This window comes from Parasphingorhabdus sp. (assembly GCF_039977335.1).
In the GTDB taxonomy this organism is placed as follows: Bacteria; Pseudomonadota; Alphaproteobacteria; order Sphingomonadales; family Sphingomonadaceae; genus Parasphingorhabdus.
In genome coordinates, this window is sequence record NZ_JBDWDI010000001.1 from 258,631 (window position 1) to 279,118 (window position 20,488).

A 20,488-nucleotide genomic window follows, 5' to 3' on the forward strand; every position below is an offset into this window, starting at 1 on the left:
ATATCAGATGAATAAAATGCACCTGTTACTGACTTCGGCACTCGCCACTGCCTCGACGGTTTTTGTGGTCAGTCCTGCATTGGCTGAGGTTCCGCACGTGAAAGTTGCATCCGGTCCGCTGATTAGCCCAAGCGCCGCCCTTTCTCACTTTGGAAACCCGTCCAGCCCGGCAGCCGTTGATAACCGTAACCCAATGGTCAAAGAACTGGCGCGATCTTTGAATTATGACTTAGACAATATCTTTAAATTTGTTCGCGATCAGGTCGATATAACTCCCATCTTCGGCCTTCAAAAGGGTGCGCGCGGTGTCGCACTGGACAAATCGGGAACCCCATTTGACCAGGCTCATTTTTTGGTCGAACTTTTGCGCGAAGCCGATCTTGTATCTGCTAAAGGCTATGCTCCCCGTTATCATGTCGGCACAATTACTTTAAATGGCGCGCAGATTAGCAGCTGGCTGGGCATCAACAATGCTGACGCAGCCAGAAAAATATTCGCAGATGGCGGTATCCCCGCCACGGTTAGCGGATCCGGTTCATCTATAAACAGCGTTACTTTATTGCATATCTGGGTAGACGCAAATGTTGGCGGCACTCGCTATGTCTTTGATCCTAGTTTCAAAACCCATATCCAAAACCCGACATTGAACTTTAGTACCCTTATGGGAATGAATTCTGCGAGCCTGCTTAGTGCAGGAATTTCCGGATCTTCCTCAAACTCATCGTATGTTTCAGGCTTCCAAAGTACCGCTTTTGCCAACCATCTAAAGGGTCTTCGGACGAACCTAGAAAACTCGATGAAGGCCTCTCACGCCGGTGTGGAGGCAAAATATCTGACTGGTGGACGAGAAATTCAGCCGCATCCCATATCTGAAAATCGCCGCAGTTCACTGCCCTATGCATCTGCGCCCTCGCGAACATGGTCGGGCGAAATTCCTAACATGTTTCGAACGTCTTATACCGTTTCTCTAAACGGCGGTGCATATGGAACTTATTACGCCGATGAGACTTATGGTATAATACAAAAGTTCAACTATAGCTATGTTACCGGATCGAACAGCTTCGTGGCCTCAGGGGCATTTACTGGCAGTGGCCTGATCAGTGGAAAACCAGCACCCTGCGACGCATTACTGTCCAGTTCTGCCGCCAATGCGGCTACCCTATCGATAGCAATCAACCATCCTTATGCTGGGAGCTCTGGCTCCTACATGGATCGCGTTTTTAGCAAAAACCTGACTAACCAAAAATGCGGCTCTGGAAGTGCTTATGTCACCATGGATTGGGGCAGGGTCACGGGCGCGATTAATGGTAAATTTTCCCAGCTGATCGCTAATCGTAAATTTGACGAGCAGAAGTCAAAAGAGCTGATTATTTTCAATTCACTGAAAAATGTTGCCGCGAATTTCACCGGCTATCTGGATCTATCGGATCGCGTAATTGGTACGGAGACACAGGTACATAATATCGTTGGCGTGCATCATATCGATAGAGTTGCTTCGGCTCTGAAGGGCCAGACAGGCGGAGGATCTCAGCAGACCTATTTTAATCTGATGCAGATGCTTACCATGGATTTTGAAGCGGGCATAAGCATCAATCCCAATGACCGGATTTCCGCGACCGATAGAAACGCCGCTATTGTTAATGCTGCCACTGGTTTGTCGATGGTAGAAAGCTCGGTGCCACGTCAGGAAGTGGATGCGGTCCGGGAGGTTACGCCACTCACGCTTTTTACGAACCAAGACAGCATCGCATCGCAGCCAGGTACACACCCTTATTACATTGCAAATTCAGGTAACTGGGGAGCCATCCAAAACAGCATTCAGAATTATACAACGCAAGCCAAGGGGATCATGAGCCAATATGTTGGTCAAGGCTTTTCTCTGATCGTTCCGAAGCAAGGTAAGCTTGGCCAGGCGAAATTTTCGAAATTTCTTGGAGGACCAAATAGTGTTACCCGCAGTGTAGAACTGGTGGATCGCGAAACAGCTGGCTTTGCAGGGGTGGCAACTGGGTTTCCTGATTACTATCGTAGCGCTGTCATGGCCATAAAGCCCGGTCAGGGCGGCGGTTTGGTCATATTGGACCCCATTAGGAACCGCGCAATGAAGGGCGGCGCCAGTGTCGCTGTCGAGGACAGTCAAAACAAAGCCTTGAAGCAACCGGAGATACCGGAAGCAGGCGAAGGCGGTCGTATTTTCTCTACCCTTCAGATTGATGGCCAAACCGGAAAATTATCCTACACACCGCCAGCCGATTTGGTTGACGGCCCGGCTGACTCTCCGCAATCACTCGCTTTGCAATGGACCTATGATTCAAACGAGACATCTGAATATGGCATTGGCATAGGGTGGAAGCATAATTGGAATGACGGGGTCAGTCTGTCCGGCGACTCGGCTGCGCTGCTTGGTGAAGCGGATCTATTATCGGCTGCGCCGGCAATTGTGGCCATTCAATCGGTTTTCGAACTTTCAAAACTGGGTGCCTTGCCAGCGCATTATCTTGCTATCGCAAACACACAAAAATGGCTTGCCGACCAAAGCGTAAATAATGTTGTTACCATCGATTCCGGTGCTGCTGGCCAGTCCAAATTTGTGCGCTTGGCCAACGGTACTTATTTCCCCGCCTCAGCAAATGGCTCGACGTTGGTCCAAAACGGCGCTCCTCTCGACAGCATCGCAAATCGGCGGCTCTATCCAGAGGTTGATTTCCTCTATACCGCAGCTGACGGAACGAAACGCTATTATGAATATTCATCCCGAGATTCATTTACGGATGAGCATATGTTTAACGTCGCTACATCTATCGGCTGGTCCCGCAAAACCCTTGAGCTGAAGGATTTGACATATACAAATGGAATAACAGTAGAAGCGAGATATCTTTACAATCAGTTTGGTGATCATTTTGAACTGTTTGATGTATCCAACAATCTGGGCCGAAAAATCCGATCAACAGTCAGGATTAATGGCATAGGCTCAGGAGGTTCTCCCTATTGCTCTAGTCCCAATGGTCCAGTCGCTTATTATTCACCTACAGATGGTAAACTAGTCTACGCAACGTCCGACGATCGTACGGCAGAATATAATTTCTCGGCGCGGACCTGGACGCGTTTTCGATCAAACGATCCGGAGCCTGGATTTGAGCGATGCAATAATGGCTCCATACCGGGCAGCCTTGAACCGATATTCCTGCCGGCACGTTTGTCCCGTGTAAAATTGCCAGATGCCAACTCTTGGACATATGGCTCGGCAAGCTTTCAAGATTATACCGGCTCAGCAACACTATTGTCGAAAATCAAATCTCCAAAAGGCGATGAAGTCACAATCACCTACGGTAATGATCGTAATGTGAAGGCGATCACCAATGGCCTCAATGCGACCCATAACTATTACACCTCGGCCGCTTTGTCAGAAACGGTGGACCCTCTGGGCGCTGCCACGCGTTCGATATTCAATCCGATGGGGCAAACAGTTCAGGCTGTTGATCAACTAGGTCGTACCAAAAAGAGCTTTTATGATACGCGAGGCCGCCTGATCCGCGCAGAGATGCCGGAAGGGGATGCAATCGAATATGCCTATGATAATCGTTCCAATCAAATCAGCGAATGCCGCATATCCAAGGTCCGCGCTGGTCAAGCCTGCAACGTGGCCGCTGGCGATCTGAAAACGGCAACCAGCTACGTGGAAGGGCCAACCGCCAGCGTTTGTAGCAACTTAAAAACCTGCAACAAACCGGCTTTTGAAGTCGATGCTAATGGTAATCGCACCAACTACACTTGGGACAGTGTAACCGGCCTGCTGACACGCATAAGAGCAGGCTATAATGCTGGCGGAGGCTGTGTTCTCACTGGTGGATGTACTGATATAAGTTATGAATATGGCAGCTTCACCGGCACCGACGGCGTGACATTCCGGCTGCTCACCAAAAAGACCGAAAAAATCGATGCCTCAACAACGGTTACGACCGAATATGCCTATGATGCGGCCAATAAATATGTTTTGAAAACCGCAATTATCGATAGCGGATCAGGTGGCCTGAACCTGCGGACATGTGTCGCTTATGATGCGGCAGGCAATGTCGCTAGCCAAACCGATGCCAGAGCGAGTAATTGCGCGCCGACTACGCCCACACCGACCCCAACGCCTACACCTACTCCGACCCCGACCCCGACCCCAACCCCGACGCCCACACCCACTCCGACTCCTCCTCCCTGCGGCACGCCAACAACTGGGGATTGTCAGTAATGAAACAGCTATTCATCAAAACACGCTTGGCCGTTATAACGGCTGTTCTCTTCACCACGGGCACGGTCACGGCTTCTCCGGCACGAGCAGAGGCGGGCGCGGACTATACCACCTATTATAAATATGATGCGATGCGGCGTCTGGTGGGCTCGGTTGCGCCTGACCCCGATGGATCGGGTCCGCTCCCCAATCCTGCCACACGCTATGTCTATGACGTAGATGGTCAGTTGATCCGCACCGAAAACGGCACTGCAACAGGTGTTTCAGATACCGATCTGAACGCGATGACGGTGCTGCAGAAAACCGAAATCACCTACGATGCGGTCGGCAATAAAACCAAGCTGACGGTTTCCGGACGCGACAGCGGATCAGCCGCCTGGACGATCAGCGGCGTGACCCAATTTAGCTATGATGCCAATAACCGGCTCATTTGTTCGGCGGTTCGGATGAACCCAGCCATCTTCAGCACCATCTCGACCAATGCCTGTTCCATGGGCACACGGGGGACGGGTGCGAATGATCACGGCCCGGATCGTATCACCAAAACCATCTATGATGCAGCCGGTCAGGTGCTGCAGACGCGCAAGGCCGTCGGTACAACCAGCCCCAATCTGGAGCAGGCCTACACAACGTTCAGCTATACCGACAATGGCAAGCAGGAATTTGTTGTCGATGCCAACGGCAATAAAGCGCAATTAATCTATGACGGCTTTGACCGGTTACAGCGCTGGTCTTTTCCATCGAAAACCGCTCCGACAGGCTTCAATCCAGCCACACCTGCAACGGCCTTGGCTAGCGCTGGTGCGGTCAGCGGATCGGACTATGAAGCCTATGAATATGACGGTAATGGCAACCGCACCAAATTGCGCAAACGCGATGGCCGGGAAATTGCATATAGTTTTGATGCCCTGAACCGGGTCACGCTGAAAAATATTCCCAGCACAACATCGACCGATGTTTTTTATGGATATGATATGCGGGGTCTGCAGACCCATAGCCGTTTTGCTAGCGCGTCGGGCGCAGGTCTTACCACAGCCTATGACAAAGCAGGTCGCGTGCTCACTGCCACCAACAATATGGGCGGCACATCGCGCGCGCTTTCCTATCAATATGACAAAAACTCCAATCGAACCCGGATAACCCATCCGGATGGCAAATATTTCACGAGCGAATTTGATACACTCAATCGCCTGAAAACGGTCAAGGAGCAAGGCGCCACAGCGCTGAAAACCTATAGCTATGATGCCTTGGGCCGCCGTGCGGGCGAGGTGGACGGCACCGGCACCGTTGCGACCAGCAGCTATGATTATGATCCCGCCGGGCGTTTAACCCAGATCGCGCGCAATCTTTCAGGCAGCAGCAACGACATCACCTTCGACTTTGTTTATAATCCGGCCAGTCAGATCAAAAGCCGTTCGCACAATAATGATCTTTATATTTCAACGGCCCATTATAATATTGATCGCGGTTATGCCATAAATGGCCTCAATCAATATACCAGCACTAATACCGGGGCCAGCTTTGGCTATGATGCCAATGGCAATCTGACCAACGATGGTAATACCACTTTCACCTATGATGTTGAGAACCGCTTGGTTGGTGCATCCGGCTGGAAGACGGCGACGCTGACCTATGATCCCAATGGCCGACTATTTGAAACGGTTGGCAAAAATGCAAGCACCAACACCCGATTCCTTTATGACGGCGATGCTCTGGTGGCGGAATATACCGCTTCGGGAATAATGCTACATCGCTATGTCCACGGCGTGGGTGTGGATGAGCCGATTATCTGGTATAACGGCGCGGCGGTGAGCAGTGCGACCCGCCGCCATCTGCAAGCCAATTGGCAAGGCAGTATAATCGCGATCCAGAGCAGTTCCGGGGCGATGGTGCAGGCCAATGGCTATGACGCCTATGGCATTCCCAATGAAACCAATTTGGGGCGTTTCCAATATACCGGTCAAATTGAGATTCCGGAGATCGGGATTTATCATTATAAAGCGCGGGCCTATTCCCCGACGCTTGGGCGGTTTCTGCAGACGGACCCGATTGGGTATGAGGATCAGTATAATTTATATGCTTATGTTGGGAATGATCCTGTTGGGCGGATTGATCCAAGCGGAAAGTCATGGAAAAAGGTATTCGACCAGCTGGCCGTTGCTGGAGAACAAACTGCTGATGCGTTAGAACAGACGAAAGAGGCGGTAGTTGTAAGTGCTCAGGTTACAGGCGAGGTCCTAACAGATGTTGCGGACACGGTCGTACCTGATGCCGTTTGGCAAAGTGATCGGGCTGAACAAGGGAAAACTTTTCAGACATATACCAAGTATAATCCGGACACTGAAGAAACTTACACCGGCAGGACAAGCGGCACGGGTACGCCAGAGGAAAATGTTGCCAATCGAGACAAAAAACATCATAGAAAGGACTTTGGTCCTGCGGTACTGGATAGGTCCTCATCAAATCCAGATGCAATCCGAGGTCGAGAACAGCAAGTAATCGATGCAAACGGAGGGGCTCAATCACAGGGCGGAAATTCTGGAAATCGGATCAATGGTGTTGCAGAATCCAATCGTAACCGCGATAACTATATCAAAGCCTGCAATGAGGAGTTTTGCGATTAGACAAAAGACAAATATCAAGCGTCTGAACCCAGGTGATATAGTTGAAGTTCCTATTCTAAATGGCAAGTATTCCTATGCGCAAGTTGGACCTTCCCCGCTATTTGTTTTTTTTGATGGGGTTTTCGAACAACGCCCCAGTGCTGAAGCGATACTCCCGCTAAACATACTGTTTAAGCTATGGCTTCATAAAGATGCATTGCGAGGCGATCGTTGGAAAAAACTGAGCTCGGCAGATTTGTCCCCAGAAAATATGGTAGCACCACCTATGAGAAAACAGGATGTAGTCTCCGGACGGCTCTTCATTCACCATAGCGACTATGCCGACAGTAACTATGAAAAGCCCGCAACTCTCTCCGAGATAGAAAATTTGGAAACTGCGGCCGTTTGGGATATCCCCCAAGTTGAACAGCGAATAGAAGATCATTATCTTGGAAAGCCCAATAAGTGGGAAGAGGCACTCAAGATAAAACTCGAACGCGTTCCGATAGATCAGCTAAAATGAGTTGACTATGTCGCTATGATTGTTTGAGGATTCAGCCAGTTGTCTATTCAGTATATCGAATCAAAATGAATTACGGTGACAGAATTACGGTGACAGTTTACTTAAACCCCAAATAGCGCACGCCATGTTGGTTGTTGGCCGTTACTGACAAGTCCTTTCCATTTACCGCACGATAGTTGCTGATTATTCTTGGGGATTAAGTAAACTGTCACCGTAATTCTGCCGGAGCAGTGGGGGCAACTGTGGCGGCAAAAGAAGCGACAAAGCCGGTGAGTTGCAGAAATACGAAGGTGTGTAGATAGATTATGAAGGATATGCTTTCGGTATTATACTATGTTTTTAAGATATTTATATTTCTGATATTTTTATATCAGGTCTATTTTTTCAATGAAATATTGAAGGGGGATGTCAATCAATTACAACGAGGTTTGTTTTTTGTTATTTCAATATTTGGTTTCTATCTGATTTTAAAATTTATCGATAACTATATGGTGAAATGGTTTCAGCTTGAAATTGGTGATGAGGATGATGATTAGGGATTGATATAATGATATTTTTTGTAAAAATAGAAATATGATAGTTGTTATAATAATCCCATGTTGATGATCTGTCAGGAATTGCCAAGGTATCGCCACATACGATCGCTAACATCATGACTAATCTTCGTTCATGGTACACCTTTCCAGCGCATCTTCATCCCCGATGTTACGCATCAGGTGACCCAACGCAATACCCGCATGGCCCCTTCGCAACCGCTCAGCCCGCTGGGCCCCTCCGATCAAATGGCAACCAAATTGACACGACAATATTTGCCCGGCGAGCTGCTCCAAAGCTGGTCATCATGCGCCAGCACAATGATGGGCCGGCCTGCAAGATGGGCGCTCATCACGGCGGCAAGGTTGCGGTCAAATCCCGGATCCGTTGGCCGCAACCAATAGCCAGCATCGCAACCGGGAACGGCAGTGGTAATCGTAAAAACAACATCACCACCGCCATAATCCGAATAGGAATATAATGTCGCTATCGTCGCCTTTTCAGTGCTTGAACCGACGATAGCAGCTTGTGTTGGGGCGAGGGCAAATATCAAGAAAGTGCCGATGAAAATGATATATTTCATCATAAATTTATTCCCTTAGTTTGAGCGTAAGCTATTGATCTAATAGCAATATCTAAAAGACTAGCCAACCCGATGCACCCGGATATAGCCGCTGGCGCAATTCCCATTGCCATCGAAACCGATATTAATCGGTGTACCTGACCCAAAGGCTAGCATGGCTCTTGAATACATACGGTCCAACCGGTCTTCTGGTGTTGCCGGGTCAATCGCGAAATAGCTATGGTTGCAGGGATGGGCACTTAATTGAGACTGGTTTTCCAACTGGATGAGGATGACATTTCCGGTGTCATATACCAGAATATTGGCGATCTTGCCGGACTTGTTAGATGTGTAAACAGCATCTGCCTGATTAGATCCGCCCAGAACCATCGCGAAAAGTGCAACCAAGCCAACTCCATATTTCCATCGTTTCATTTTCATTCTCCTTCTTAGATATATCGTGTGTAATGATAGGCTGTGCGTCGTGTCTGGCTCGCTGAATTCCTCGACGAGCCGAAACTGGTAAGTTACATAAAACTTCCCAATGAGTGGATTGCGCTGGGTTGAGCTGCATCATTGACAAGCAGATCAATGGATTCTCCAGAAGCATAGCGCAGCAGGAAATAGGCATAGTGAGATTTGCCTGTCTCCGTCGTCAAATCGAACCAATAATTATAACAACAGCCAAGCCAGTTTGAATCGAACTGATCAAGATTGCGCAGGAAAACTTTATTATCTGAAACCAAGAATTTAATTTGTGATGCATCACTTATTTGTACGGCTGAATAGGCCATTGCCGGACTCGCCAGACAAAAAATGCCTAGCACTGCGCCGAGTTTCAGTATCAATTTCTTCATTTTCTTTCTCCTGTTCAGTTCAGCAAATTTTGTTCCTCGGTTAACCCCCACACCCCGCTCGATCTGACCAGTCCAGCACGCTATAAGATCGACCAATCAACCCGCTCGTCCGAATGACGGCGATCAACGGCGATGCCCCGTCGGCCTTTATCGAAACCCGCAAAGCCGTCCCCGGGCTCGCGCGGGCCTCGGTTGGCAGGCTTGGCTGCCCTAGCGCCTTGGCAAATTCCGGCCGCATCTGTCCCGCAACCGGCTGGCCAAGCCCTGAAAAGGTCGTGAAATAATTGCCGGGGCAGAAACCGCTGCCGATCGCCATCCCAGCTTGCTGCATCGCGGCTCCCACATCGGTAGGAGACTGAAACAACCGGCTGGCACTGCGTTCTCCGGCAACAATCGACAAAAAGGCCTGCCGCTGGGAACCGGATATGCCAAGTCCTCTCAGTGCCCGCTCCATCAAAGCGGGATCGGCTTGATTGACATCTATCTTTCCGCTTTCGCTGGTGACCTGCACCTGCATCGCAATGCCGTTAATGGTATAGCTCGTTTGGGCCGGCAGGCGCGCCAGTTCGCTGCGTGGACCGTTGAATAATATGTCCGCGACCACGGTTTCTACCGCGCTTTCCTGGGCATATTTGATTTGTGTCTGTTCTCTGTCGAACGATAATTCTTCCGACGCCCGCAGATTGTGAATCATGATTACAGCAACAATAGATGCGCCGAGCAGCATCCAAACGGCAGTGATCAATATATATCCCTGCTCGTCGGGGCCTATATGCAACTGCCGTTCGGGCTGCCTTATCTGTCTATGGTTTGGGAAGCCGCGCACCAACTTCTCCGGCTACCGCTTCGTCAACCAAAGATCGGGTAAGATCGAGGCCGTCGATGAGCGCATCGACGATATCCTTGGTCTCTTCTGGCGAACGAATGACCGTTGGCGTGATCAATATGATCAGTTCGGTACGGGCTCCTTTGTCAATCTTGCGCCCGAACAGGCCGCCGATGATTGGAATCTGGCTGAGGAGCGGAATGCCTGATTTCGTCCGTGTTTGGCGATTGCGGATCAAACCGCCCAAAGCGATCATTTGTCCTGAACGGGTGGCTACAGTGCTGGCCAGACGCCGTTGCTGTATGGTTGGAGAATTGATGCCTGATGTCGTGGTTTCCGCAACATCACTGACCTCTTGAGAGATATCCAAGATGATGGTGCCACTATCATTGACCCTTGGCGTGACCTGCAAAATTACCCCGGTGTCACGCAGTTCGATATTGTTAATCAAGGGCGCTCCGGGCGATCCCACGCCCTGCGATTGCTGTGTTACGATAGGAACTTGATCACCAACCTGCAGTGTTGCCGGTTCGTTATTCAGTGTGAGTATCTTGGGGGCGGAAATGACCCGAACATCGGTTTTCGATTGTAAGGTGTTTAATATGGCCGAAGCGGTAGAGCCGACAACCGATACCGAAAATCCAGGAAAAACAGGTGACGGTGTACCGCTCTCTGTACCTGTGCTGGTGATCGTGTTCGAACCATTGGAACCAGAACGCATTACCGAAAAATCGACACCAAAGCTTAGGTCATCCGTCAGCGTCACTTCCGCCAGTGTTGCCTCAATAAGGACTTGCGCAACAGGTTGATCAAGCTTTTCCAGCGCATCGCGGATAAATCCATATTCTTCGCCATTTGCGAAGATGAGCAGGCTATTATTCTGAGGATTTGGCACAATGCGTAAACCGCCTGCTGGGCCGGAAGAAACATTGGGCGAGGTTGCGCCAATGGAGGAGCTTTGGTTTTCTTGATCGCTACTTTGAGTGGCACCCGACCCTCCGACATCGATGGTGGAGCTAGTCGAACCAGCACTCAGCGTTCCGCCACCGCCACCGCTTCCAAGAACAAGCTGCAAAGAAGCCGCGATATCGGCGGCACGGCTATTTTGAACGGCATAGCTATAGAGTTTCCGTTTTCCGGAGCCGCCAGCATCAAGCCGCCTGATCCAAGGTTCGATACGCGTGAGGTCGGCGCTGCTTCCGGCAATACCCAAAACAGAGCGCAGGCGCGGCAACGGAACAAGTCTTATCCGCGAGCCGATAATGTCAAAGGGCGGTTCGAAAATCTTGTCGAGTTCGGCAACGATCGTATCAGCATCAACATTTTCGAGCCGATAGATTTCAAAATTCATCTCCGCCAATGTGTCCACATCGAAGCGCGCGACTAGCTTTTTGGCTGCATCACGTTCGTCGGCACTGCCGCTAACCAGAAGCTGATTGCGCCCATCATTGGAAGGCTCAACAATCTTACCGCCTAAAAACCCCTCGATGAGTTTGGCGATTTCATCGGCGCTGCCATATTGTAAGGTGACCACTTCCGTCGCAAAGCCGGGCTCTGATGGTGCAAAGCGTCTCGGTTGTTCGCCTGAACTATCAATAGGAAGGTTCCCTGCCGAAGCAATGCGCGACCTACCTATCGGGGCAACGCTTCTTGCTTTTGCGCGACTAATGATCCGATAACTATCGCCGCGTTTTATAATCACGGCATCCACGCTTGTCAGTGCCTCTTCCAAAAGCGGGATCAAAGAGGCTTCCGTGACGGGTTTGACCGTACGCAAAGTAATGTTGCCGGTGACGTCGGCATCAACCGAGTAATTTGCACCCAGCATCGAGCCCATGACTGCGTCAACCACGCGCTTTACGTCTGCTTCGACAAAGGCGAGGGAATAGCCATTGGCTTCGTCATATTGAATGCGCGTGCTTTTTGGTGTTTGCGCGACTGTTGGGCCGATCGCAACAACTGCGCAAAGTAAGGCAGCGCTCAGTCTTAAACTATATGCCCCGAAGATGATTTTTGATCGATCACCATCATATTTGAAAAAACTCAATTCGGCTCTCCATCTGATATTATATCTTCCGGTTGTTCCGGATTTTCTTGTGTGTCTGCTGCGGGAACTGGCGCGCCAGATGGCCCACCAATCGCTTTGTTGCCGTAATTGAGGCCTATGGTTCGCTCCTCATTTGCGTTGGCAAAGGTTGCCTCATTTTTACCGACGGTGACCAGCCGCCAGCCATCACTGGTTTGCCCGGTACGCAAGGTTTTGGTCTCACCGTCATTGGTTTTCACAATAGCAACCGCTTTGCCGCGCCGTTTGGAAACCAGACCGACGAGCGTCGGTACCGGGGTGACCGGTGCAGCGATTTGAGCTTCCGGCTCCTCAGCGGCCCTCTCATCGAGCAAGGCCAAAGGCGTGCGCTCTGAATTGAATATTGGTTTCGTCAGCAAGATATCGACGGCGGGGATTTCTTGGGTTTGTACCTTGGTGATCAACAGAGGTTGCGGCTCAGATATATTGTCCGGCTCTCCGGTAAGTAACCACCATGGCAATGCGATCATCAGCCCTGCCGTCAAGGCAAGCCAGATCCATTCCATTTTTATCTGTGCCATCATGATTTGATCCAGGCACCCACGACCTGCCCTGAAAATTGAACATTGGGATCGTCGGCGTTGCCCGCTTCAATCTGCCAGCTGCGAAATCGGATCATGGGCGCGCTGCGTTCGGCTTGATTGATGAAGCGTGCTACGGAAACTTCTTCACCGATCAGTGCCAGATCAAATGCTAGCAATTTATCTGTCTCTTCGCCCGGGCGGGCGGAGATATTGGCGACCTGCAGGCCATTTTGAGCGGCGAGGCCTGAGATATAGGCACCAAGCCCTGAAGTAGCCTCTTCCCGAGATTTTGAACCAAAGACAATGTCCGCCGATAAGGCTTCTGCCTTCTCCGGTGCAGGCCGTGCTTGCAATTTTTCGAGCCGTACACGTTGAAAACGGGCATCGTCCAATTCGGTCAGGCTGCTCTCCATTTGCGTGGCAACAGGTAACAGGACTATCGTCCAGACCAGCAGCAGCGCGAGAATGAATAAGCTAAGCGCCAATATCTTCCGGGTTAGCGGCGAAAATTGAGATATCATGGCCGTCATCGCGATGTCCTGTAGCGAATACGCGTCCGTGGACTTTCGCTCTCAAGCTCTTCTGTCATCTCGAACCGAGACAGGACCGGCGTCTGTTTAAGGGCCAATTCAGCTTCTTCTTGGTTCAGCATATCGGCCACAAATTCAAAGCTACCGTCTGGTTGCTGTGCCGCTGAAACCGTCCAATCTGATTCCGGAAGATTTTGCGCAAGGCCCTCCAGTCTGTTGCTGGCGCTTGGCATGTTGAGCAGGGGAGAGGCGGCGCGGCGGATCATTTCTTCGCGTGCAATCGTCTTTTCGGCAGCTAGGCGGGGGGCAAGTTCTTCTTCCAGCCTTTCAGCACGGTCAATTTCTATCGATTTCATCATTTTGGCGCCGCCGATGGTTAGTACCGGGATCATGGCCAACATCACCGCCATTGCCATGGCAAATTGCATCTTGCGCTCTTCCAGAGGTTTCCGCGCGATCTCCAGCGGCTTACGCAAGGTTATGGTCTTGTCGTCAAGCTGCACGCAAAAAGCAGGCGGCATGAGATCATGCTGCGCAAACAGGGTTTCAAGAGCATCTAGACGCGAAGATTTCGCCATGATGAGCGACAGTTCAATGTGTGTATCATTGCGGTTAAGCTCGACATAGTCCCAATCAATTAAATCGGGATCCAAGGGCACCAGGCTTGGCAATTGCAGCTCTAGAGCGGAGCGAAGCTGCGCTGAACTGGCGCGAGGGAGCTTGACTGGTAGGGCTAGAAAGTCAGATTCGCCCAAGAACAAACGGCCATTTCGGATCTCAGCAAATTCTGTGATTTGCTCCCAGCTTTCGACAGGCAGGGCTTCCAATGCATAAGCTTCCCGCATTTTTTGGCCTGCGCCATCATTCACGGTTTCGATTGTTGTCTCGTCTTTTGCCATGAACAGGTCAAACCTGTTTCGTTCGGTTGCCTCTCCTCTAAAATCTCTAGGAAGCATTTCGCGTAGTTCGTCGCTCCACCAGGTCCAAAAGTCATGGATAGCCTCAGCGGCTTTGATCCCCTTGCCCTTCATGTTCGGCAACGCTGAGAAATAAGGTCAAAGATGCATGCGCCGACAGCGTTAACACGCGGGCGAATGGATAGGGTTTGGGGCTCTGATCCAGATTGATCACGAATTGCGATTTCGATTTTCTTGAGAAATGCAGGGCTGCCATCTTCGTTGGCGTTGAAGTCATAACGCAATTCTATGTCTTTCATGTCGGACAAAAGGATGGCTTCGGGTAACTCTTGCCCCGGCAATAACAGCTTGAGATTTTCTCCTTTTGTGCCGCGCTCTACGACCAGCTGTGCCCCCACATATCCTTGTCTGCCGATCGAGAGCGGCGCCTGCATTTGGAATTCAAGCTTTCGGCGCGAGCGTGATAGCGGTCTGGATGATGCATGCGAAAACCGCGCATCCGTGAGAATATCATCCAGCAAGTTGGCGGTGGTTGATATTTGAAGGTCTTGATCCCATTGCTCGGTTGCTTTCAAATCATCGCTTAGTCCTGCGATGACCCAGCTAATCGATCCAAGTAGTAGCCCGCCCGCGACCAGTGCGACCAGAATTTCGACAAGAGTGAAGCCCCTTTCGTTCATTGCGTGACCAACGATTTGAGATAGCGTTTTTGCAACGTAACCAGCGCTGGCCTGTCTTCGCTTCCCGCCTTTATGGTGGCTTCGACAAGCACGAATGCTTCTCTTGGATCACGGGCAATTTCGGTCTCTTGCAATGTCCAGTTCACACTATCCTGAGTGCCATTAAGGCTGGATGCCGGCCCTGAAATGTCACGCAAATTGTCAATATGGGATTTTGCTATTGTTAATGCCTGGCTCTGCAACATCTGGTTTGTCTGCCGGGTCTTGGCGGTTACCGCGCCGTCCATGAGGATTGTGACAAGGAATGATGTTACGATTAACGCAACCAAGACCTCGATCAGTGTAAAGCCGGTTTCAGAATCGAACAGCCTCATTTAGCAATCCGTCCATCTATCCATCGGACCGTGAATAACTGTTTCTCTTCACGTATTATCTGGCCGCCATTGCTTGATCCATCAGCATAGAAGATCAGGCTGTTGGAATTGCTTCCAACAGTTGGGCGCAGATCAAGAGCATAGTCGGCAAGGACTACGTTTTGCATCGTGGCGGATATTATTGCCTGTTGGCGCGCTGAAGCTATAGCGCTTTCCAATTTTGCCAGATCGCCTCTTGCGGTTGCACCATTGCTGCTACCGCTGGCGCCAATGAATAGCACAGCGGCGAGGGACATGATTGCCAGCACAACCATAAGTTCGACCAAGGTAAACCCTCGCTCATTGTGCTCGATTTTCGTGGGCTGACGGGCCCTAAGGAATTGCGGCATGGTCAGCATTATCGCCAGTGCCTCCTTCCTTGTTGTCGGCGCCAAGGGTAATCAGCTCAAAGGGTTTTCCTTCGACCGGTGACCGGTAGATAAAGTCAAAGCCCCAAGGGTCTTTGAGTTGGCGTTCCTGACGGATGTAAGGACCGTTCCATGCTGGATCGGGGTCCGACATGTTCCAGAGGACTTCTATGCCCTGCTCCGTTGTTGGGAACGCTCCAGTATCTAGCTCATAATAGCGTAGGCTAGCCGATAGGGTGTCGAGTTGGATCTTCGCCGCTTTGGATTTTGCGCTGCCCAATAGATTTGTGATCTGCGGAATGGCAACAGCGGCGATCAGGCCAATAACCACAAGCACCACCAGCATTTCCATCAACGTGAAACCATTTTTCTGATGAACATCGCGACTATGCTTGGCCGATGACGGTTTCGCGTTTTTCCAATCAATCATCCTGCAAAATCTCCCAATGCAAATATGCCCAGCATGACGCCAGCGACCAGCATCGCAACCAATCCACCCAGCAATATGATCGCTATGGGATTGACCAGCGATACGATCCGTTCAATCCGGGCAGCCGCTGCTTCGCTCATAATTTCTGAAGCATGTCCGCAGGTTTCGCCAAGCTTACCGGTACGTTCGCCCACTTCGATCAACCGGCTAGCAGTGCGCGGGAAGACCGAGGTCGCTTCCAAGGCAAATGACAAGCGGCTGCCTTCACGGATTTGGGTTTCCACCTTCGTGAGCTCCATTTGCCAACGCCGGCTGGACAGAGTTTCGCGAGCGAGCGGCAACGCGCGAACCACAGTTAATCCGTTGCCGATTAGAGTGGCGAGCAAGCCGGTAAATTGACCCGCGAGATATTGATCGCGCAATTTCATGCCCGGCAAATAGGGCGTTGCCGACGAAAGCATTTTTTGTCCTGCTTCCGATCTAAGCAGCAACCAGATTGTGAGAAAAAAGAGCAACACGGCTGCCACAATCGTCAAGCCATAGCTGCGGACAAAACCGGACAGCGACAGGACAAAATTGGTTAGCCCAGGCAGCTTGTCTTCATTGCCGGCAAAAATCGGCTCGAATTGTGGAACCACGCTTGTGAGCACGATGATTAGGGCGGCCATGGTCGCGATCAGCACAGCAGCAGGGTAGGTGAGGGCAGTTGCCAGTTTGCGGCGCGTTTCCGTTGCTTTTGTCATGCGCTGTGCCACAGAGGTCAGGGCCGCCCCGAGTTTACCGCTTTTTTCAGAAGATCGGATAACTCCGATAACATAGGTCGGAAAAATTTTGGCAGTCTCAAGGCTTCCTGCCAGCCCCTTACCTTCTTTCACCTGAGACAAAATATCGGTGAGCAATTGCTTCTGACGAGTTTTCGGGGCTTGATCGCGCAGAAGATCGATTGACCGGTCAACCGGCAATCCGGAACGGACCAGCAAAGCCAATTGATTGAGCATCAGCGCCTGCTCACTAAGTCCAACACCCATAGACAGATGGACTGGTTGATTGAGGCGCTCGGAAAGGGTCATCGCGCCGCTGTTGATTTGTAACGGCGTAAGTCCGCTGCCCAACATCATCTGGACACAGGCTTGCTCACTCGCAGCCTCAACCTGCTGCCATTTCTTCTGGCCGGAAGCATCGACGGCAAGGCAGCGATATTCGGTCATGTGAAGCTAACCACGCGCTGGACTTCATCAAGGCTTGTTGCACCTTGGCTGACTAGGGCCAGCCCATGCCCAAGCAATGTCTCGGGTGGATTAAGCACATGATTTTCTGCATTGCCTTCTCGAATCTTGGCACGCAGGTTTTCGTCAACCTCGACAATCTCGATGAGCGGGCGACGACCTGCATATCCTGATTGATGGCAGCTGTTGCAGCCATTGGCTTGATGGAGGCTTTTTGGAATTTGCAAATCATGGGCCGTGAACAGGGCAATCTCTTCGGGACTAATGTCGACAGCGGTTTTGCAATCATCACAAAGGCTGCGCACAAGGCGCTGGGCAATGGTTGCGATGACCGTGGAGGCAACCAGAAATGGCTCCACGCCAATATCATTCAGCCTGGTATAGGCACCCAGGGCGCTGTTTGTATGCAACGTCGACAGCACCAGATGGCCGGTCAGCGCAGCACGGTGGGCAATTTCCGCTGTCTCGCCGTCGCGAATTTCACCGATCATGATAATATCCGGATCCTGCCGCAAAAAAGCACGCAGGCTGCTGGCGTAGCTCAGTCCGATTTCCGGATGCACCTGTACCTGATTGATCCCGTCCAGCATCACTTCAACCGGATCTTCGACGGTCAAAATTTTGACCTCCGGTCCGCGCAGCGAATTCATCGCGGAGTAGAGTGTCGTTGTTTTACCGCTACCGGTGGGTCCGGTCAGCAATATGATCCCATGAGGTTTATCCAAGGCCGTGGTGAGCTTTTGGAGAGCGATTTTAGGCAGGCCCAGACTATCCAGTTCCAGCGGTAGGCTGGCGCGGCCCAAAAGCCGCATTACAATACTTTCACCATTTGCGATCGGGGAGGTAGATACCCGAATATCCACCTCTTCACCGCGAACGGTCAGCTTGATGCGGCCATCCTGTGGCAGCCGGCTTTCCGAAATATCAAGCCCGGCCATAACTTTGATCCGCGACGCGATCGGATCTGCCAGACCTGTTGGATGGCGCTCTACTTCACTCAATCGGCCATCGATCCGGTAGCGCACCGATAAATGCCGGGCCATGGGCTCCAGATGCACGTCGGATGCTTTGCGCTTCACCGCGTTGGTCAAAATTTCGTGGACCTGACGGATTACCGGTGCCTCGCTAATCCCGTCGCGCAGACGTTCCAGCTCTTCATCAAGATCAGCGCCCAATTGAGAGGACATATCTTCATGATCGATCAGTCCGAAATATTGGCTCAACCTGTCTTCAATATCACCCAGCCGTGCAAGTTTGGGCTCGACAATATGGCCAGCGGCGAAGGATAAAGCTGCGATAGCGTCTGTGTCTTCCGCATCACCAATCAGCACATCAATTTTTCCACCATCGTCCATTAGCGGAACAATTTTATGCTTTTTGAGGAAAAGCGGATTTAACCCCTCAATGAGAGCGGGCTGGCGCTGCAGCAGATCGTCACTCGCGACCGCGCAGCCGCTGGTTTCGTGCATCGCACCAAGCAAAATATCATCACTTACCAAGCCCATTTGCGACAGAACCCAGGGCAGTCGCATCCCTGTCTCTTCTGCAATCTGAAAAGACCGCTCCAGTTCGGCTGGAGCAACAAGTTCTTGATGTATCAGATGGTCAATGAGACTCGGCAATTATATCCCCCTGCGAGCGTCGATATTTGCCTGTTTCAACTATTATTGCAATCATCTTCATGTAGAAAATGATAACTGACCTATATTGTATAATAATTGCTGCTTCCCAACCGAACGAAGCGGGTTTAATATAAATAGGAATCAGCTCGTAATGGGGGGATATGGCCTTTCAGACAATAGATCAGTGGCAGGTTGAACGCTCCTTTGGGTGGCGCTTCAATCCCACATGGCTTCCGGCATGGCCGGATGGTTGGCCCTATCGTGACCGTCTGCACAAGTTTTTCAGCGGCTCTTTTGCGATCCTCTTCCATGGCCTGTTTTTCTATTTTTTGATAACCGCTGCCTTTAACAAGGCCTTTGAAAAAGAGCCCGCTGTATCGGCCGGCGAAACGACCAGCATGACCATGTTGGAGCTGGGCGAGGTCTCTAAAGACGACCAAGCGATGGAGACGGAAACCGGTAGCGAGCCGGCACCATCGCAAGTGACGCAGTCAGTCCCATCAGATATCGAGGTGGCCACCCAAACTGAATTGCCGCCAGAATGGTCGCTTTCTCGCATCAAGGTGCCACGCCTCGTATCCAATATATCTGCACCCGAACCGCCGGCCGCACCAAATGCTGGCGCCGGGGCGGGGCAAGGGGCCGCATCCGGTGGTGAGAAGGGCGGCGTCGTCTATGATCCATTTGCTGGCGCTGCGCCCAATCGCAAACCGGAATTTGAAGACAAGCAGCTTGGGCCTGCAAAAGAGCCTTCATTGGCGGGGCGTGTCGCTGGTTTTTTCGGTTTTGGGGATGACGCCAATGGGGCACAAGAGGACGCTTTTGAGCAATGGGTTGCGGGGCTACGTGCACGTTTGCCGCGCGCCAAGGGCAGTGTTGAACTGTCCGTCACACTTGGTAACGATGGCAAAGTGAAGGCGGGAGAGGTGCTCGGCGGCAGCGCCTCGCCACAAGTAAAATTCTTTGTCCGTAACGCCGCTATTGGTCAAAATTTTGCGGGTCTAGAGACAAATGGTGCTGGCGGTGTGAAGCTGCCAGTTATCCAATTGAATTAAACCGGCGGCTTTCGAATTTATGTGGCCGAAATTATCAAGTCTGAATATTGTTGTTTTCCAATACCCACTTTAAAAAATTTTCGGAACGATACAATTCTCGCTTTACAATTGTAAAATATGAAAGCAGTATTTTAAAAAAGGGAAAGCGGGCATGAAAATATTCTATTCTTTATTGATAGTCTTTCTGATGAGTATCTCCGTTTCTGCCGATGCTAATACGGTGGGTGGCAAGGTCGTCCATGTCGGGTCGATAAATGAAGTAATTGTGTTTCGTATTGTCGGCGGAACGGATACCAATCGCCCTGCTTGTGCAACAACATTACGATATACCGCACACAAGGATAGTGTTCATGCGTCATTGATTTTGACCGCGTTTGCAACCGGTAAGGAATTGGGCACCGTCAGTGGCTTAAGTACTTGCTCGCTTTTGGGAAATGCTGAGGATCTTCGATTTATTGAAATATGCCCCGCTACTGGATGTTTGTAAATTTG

At 50.9% G+C, this 20,488-nt stretch carries 19 protein-coding genes; 5 read left to right on the forward strand and 14 right to left on the reverse strand.

Translation table 11 applies throughout. From position 1 onward, the window contains the following. Positions 1-7: 7 nt before the first annotated feature. Genes ABJM21_RS01255 through ABJM21_RS01265 form a run of 3 tightly spaced genes read left to right on the forward strand, consistent with a single transcriptional unit; the run spans position 8 to position 7,366 of the window. Positions 8-4,240, forward strand: a complete 4,233-nt coding sequence (locus ABJM21_RS01255; RefSeq protein ID WP_348303327.1) for a hypothetical protein — start codon at positions 8-10, stop codon at positions 4,238-4,240. Continuing rightward, positions 4,240-6,864, forward strand: a complete 2,625-nt coding sequence (locus ABJM21_RS01260; protein WP_348303325.1) for an RHS repeat-associated core domain-containing protein — start codon at positions 4,240-4,242, stop codon at positions 6,862-6,864. Before ABJM21_RS01255 ends, ABJM21_RS01260 begins: the two co-directional genes overlap by 1 nt. Beyond that, entirely contained in the window at positions 6,845-7,366 is a 522-nt protein-coding gene (locus ABJM21_RS01265) for an Imm26 family immunity protein (RefSeq protein ID WP_348303323.1), read from the forward strand. Before ABJM21_RS01260 ends, ABJM21_RS01265 begins: the two co-directional genes overlap by 20 nt. A gap of 778 nt (positions 7,367-8,144) precedes the next feature. Here ABJM21_RS01265 and ABJM21_RS01270 read toward each other — a convergent pair. From ABJM21_RS01270 to ABJM21_RS01335, 14 genes are all read right to left on the reverse strand, one after another. Further along, on the reverse strand, positions 8,145-8,486 hold the full coding sequence (locus tag ABJM21_RS01270; RefSeq protein WP_348303321.1) for a hypothetical protein: 342 nt from the start codon (positions 8,484-8,486) through the stop codon (positions 8,145-8,147). Positions 8,487-8,543: 57 nt separating this feature from the next. Then, positions 8,544-8,897, reverse strand: a complete 354-nt coding sequence (locus ABJM21_RS01275; protein WP_348303319.1) for a hypothetical protein — start codon at positions 8,895-8,897, stop codon at positions 8,544-8,546. Between the two features lie 92 nt (positions 8,898-8,989). Continuing rightward, entirely contained in the window at positions 8,990-9,319 is a 330-nt protein-coding gene (locus tag ABJM21_RS01280) for a hypothetical protein (protein ID WP_348303317.1), read from the reverse strand. A 40-nt stretch (positions 9,320-9,359) separates the two neighbouring features. After that, positions 9,360-10,064 (reverse strand): hypothetical protein, encoded by a 705-nt coding sequence (locus ABJM21_RS01285; protein ID WP_348303316.1) that lies wholly within the window; start codon positions 10,062-10,064, stop codon positions 9,360-9,362. Positions 10,065-10,122: 58 nt separating this feature from the next. Next, entirely contained in the window at positions 10,123-12,192 is a 2,070-nt protein-coding gene (gene gspD / locus ABJM21_RS01290) for a type II secretion system secretin GspD (protein ID WP_348303314.1), read from the reverse strand. Further along, a complete protein-coding gene (locus tag ABJM21_RS01295) occupies positions 12,189-12,755 on the reverse strand; it encodes a hypothetical protein (RefSeq protein ID WP_348303313.1) in 567 nt (188 codons plus the stop codon). Before ABJM21_RS01295 ends, gspD begins: the two co-directional genes overlap by 4 nt. Next, on the reverse strand, positions 12,752-13,285 hold the full coding sequence (locus ABJM21_RS01300) for a hypothetical protein (protein WP_348303311.1): 534 nt from the start codon (positions 13,283-13,285) through the stop codon (positions 12,752-12,754). Before ABJM21_RS01300 ends, ABJM21_RS01295 begins: the two co-directional genes overlap by 4 nt. Continuing rightward, positions 13,282-14,316 carry a hypothetical protein gene (locus ABJM21_RS01305; protein ID WP_348303309.1) on the reverse strand — a complete coding sequence of 345 codons (1,035 nt, stop codon included), beginning with the start codon at positions 14,314-14,316 and terminating at the stop codon, positions 13,282-13,284. The genes ABJM21_RS01300 and ABJM21_RS01305 overlap by 4 nt, the downstream gene beginning before the upstream one ends. Beyond that, positions 14,313-14,882: a prepilin-type N-terminal cleavage/methylation domain-containing protein gene (locus ABJM21_RS01310; RefSeq protein ID WP_348303308.1), complete on the reverse strand. Its 570-nt coding sequence runs from the start codon at positions 14,880-14,882 to the stop codon at positions 14,313-14,315. Before ABJM21_RS01310 ends, ABJM21_RS01305 begins: the two co-directional genes overlap by 4 nt. After that, the gene (locus ABJM21_RS01315; RefSeq protein ID WP_348303306.1) at positions 14,879-15,256 is read right to left on the reverse strand and encodes a type II secretion system protein; all 378 of its coding nucleotides are present in this window, start codon (positions 15,254-15,256) and stop codon (positions 14,879-14,881) included. The genes ABJM21_RS01310 and ABJM21_RS01315 overlap by 4 nt, the downstream gene beginning before the upstream one ends. Then, the gene (locus tag ABJM21_RS01320; RefSeq protein WP_348371181.1) at positions 15,253-15,654 is read right to left on the reverse strand and encodes a type II secretion system protein; all 402 of its coding nucleotides are present in this window, start codon (positions 15,652-15,654) and stop codon (positions 15,253-15,255) included. Before ABJM21_RS01320 ends, ABJM21_RS01315 begins: the two co-directional genes overlap by 4 nt. After that, positions 15,629-16,093 (reverse strand): type II secretion system major pseudopilin GspG, encoded by a 465-nt coding sequence (gene gspG, locus ABJM21_RS01325; protein WP_348303304.1) that lies wholly within the window; start codon positions 16,091-16,093, stop codon positions 15,629-15,631. The genes ABJM21_RS01320 and gspG overlap by 26 nt, the downstream gene beginning before the upstream one ends. Further along, positions 16,090-17,301: a type II secretion system F family protein gene (locus ABJM21_RS01330; protein ID WP_348303302.1), complete on the reverse strand. Its 1,212-nt coding sequence runs from the start codon at positions 17,299-17,301 to the stop codon at positions 16,090-16,092. Before ABJM21_RS01330 ends, gspG begins: the two co-directional genes overlap by 4 nt. Further along, positions 17,298-18,941 carry a GspE/PulE family protein gene (locus tag ABJM21_RS01335; protein WP_348303300.1) on the reverse strand — a complete coding sequence of 548 codons (1,644 nt, stop codon included), beginning with the start codon at positions 18,939-18,941 and terminating at the stop codon, positions 17,298-17,300. Before ABJM21_RS01335 ends, ABJM21_RS01330 begins: the two co-directional genes overlap by 4 nt. 161 nt (positions 18,942-19,102) lie before the next feature. On the opposite strand from ABJM21_RS01335, the gene ABJM21_RS01340 reads away from it, so the two are divergent. Continuing rightward, the gene (locus ABJM21_RS01340; RefSeq protein ID WP_348303298.1) at positions 19,103-19,996 is read left to right on the forward strand and encodes a hypothetical protein; all 894 of its coding nucleotides are present in this window, start codon (positions 19,103-19,105) and stop codon (positions 19,994-19,996) included. A 151-nt stretch (positions 19,997-20,147) separates the two neighbouring features. After that, the gene (locus ABJM21_RS01345; protein WP_348303296.1) at positions 20,148-20,483 is read left to right on the forward strand and encodes a hypothetical protein; all 336 of its coding nucleotides are present in this window, start codon (positions 20,148-20,150) and stop codon (positions 20,481-20,483) included. Positions 20,484-20,488 lie beyond the last annotated feature (5 nt).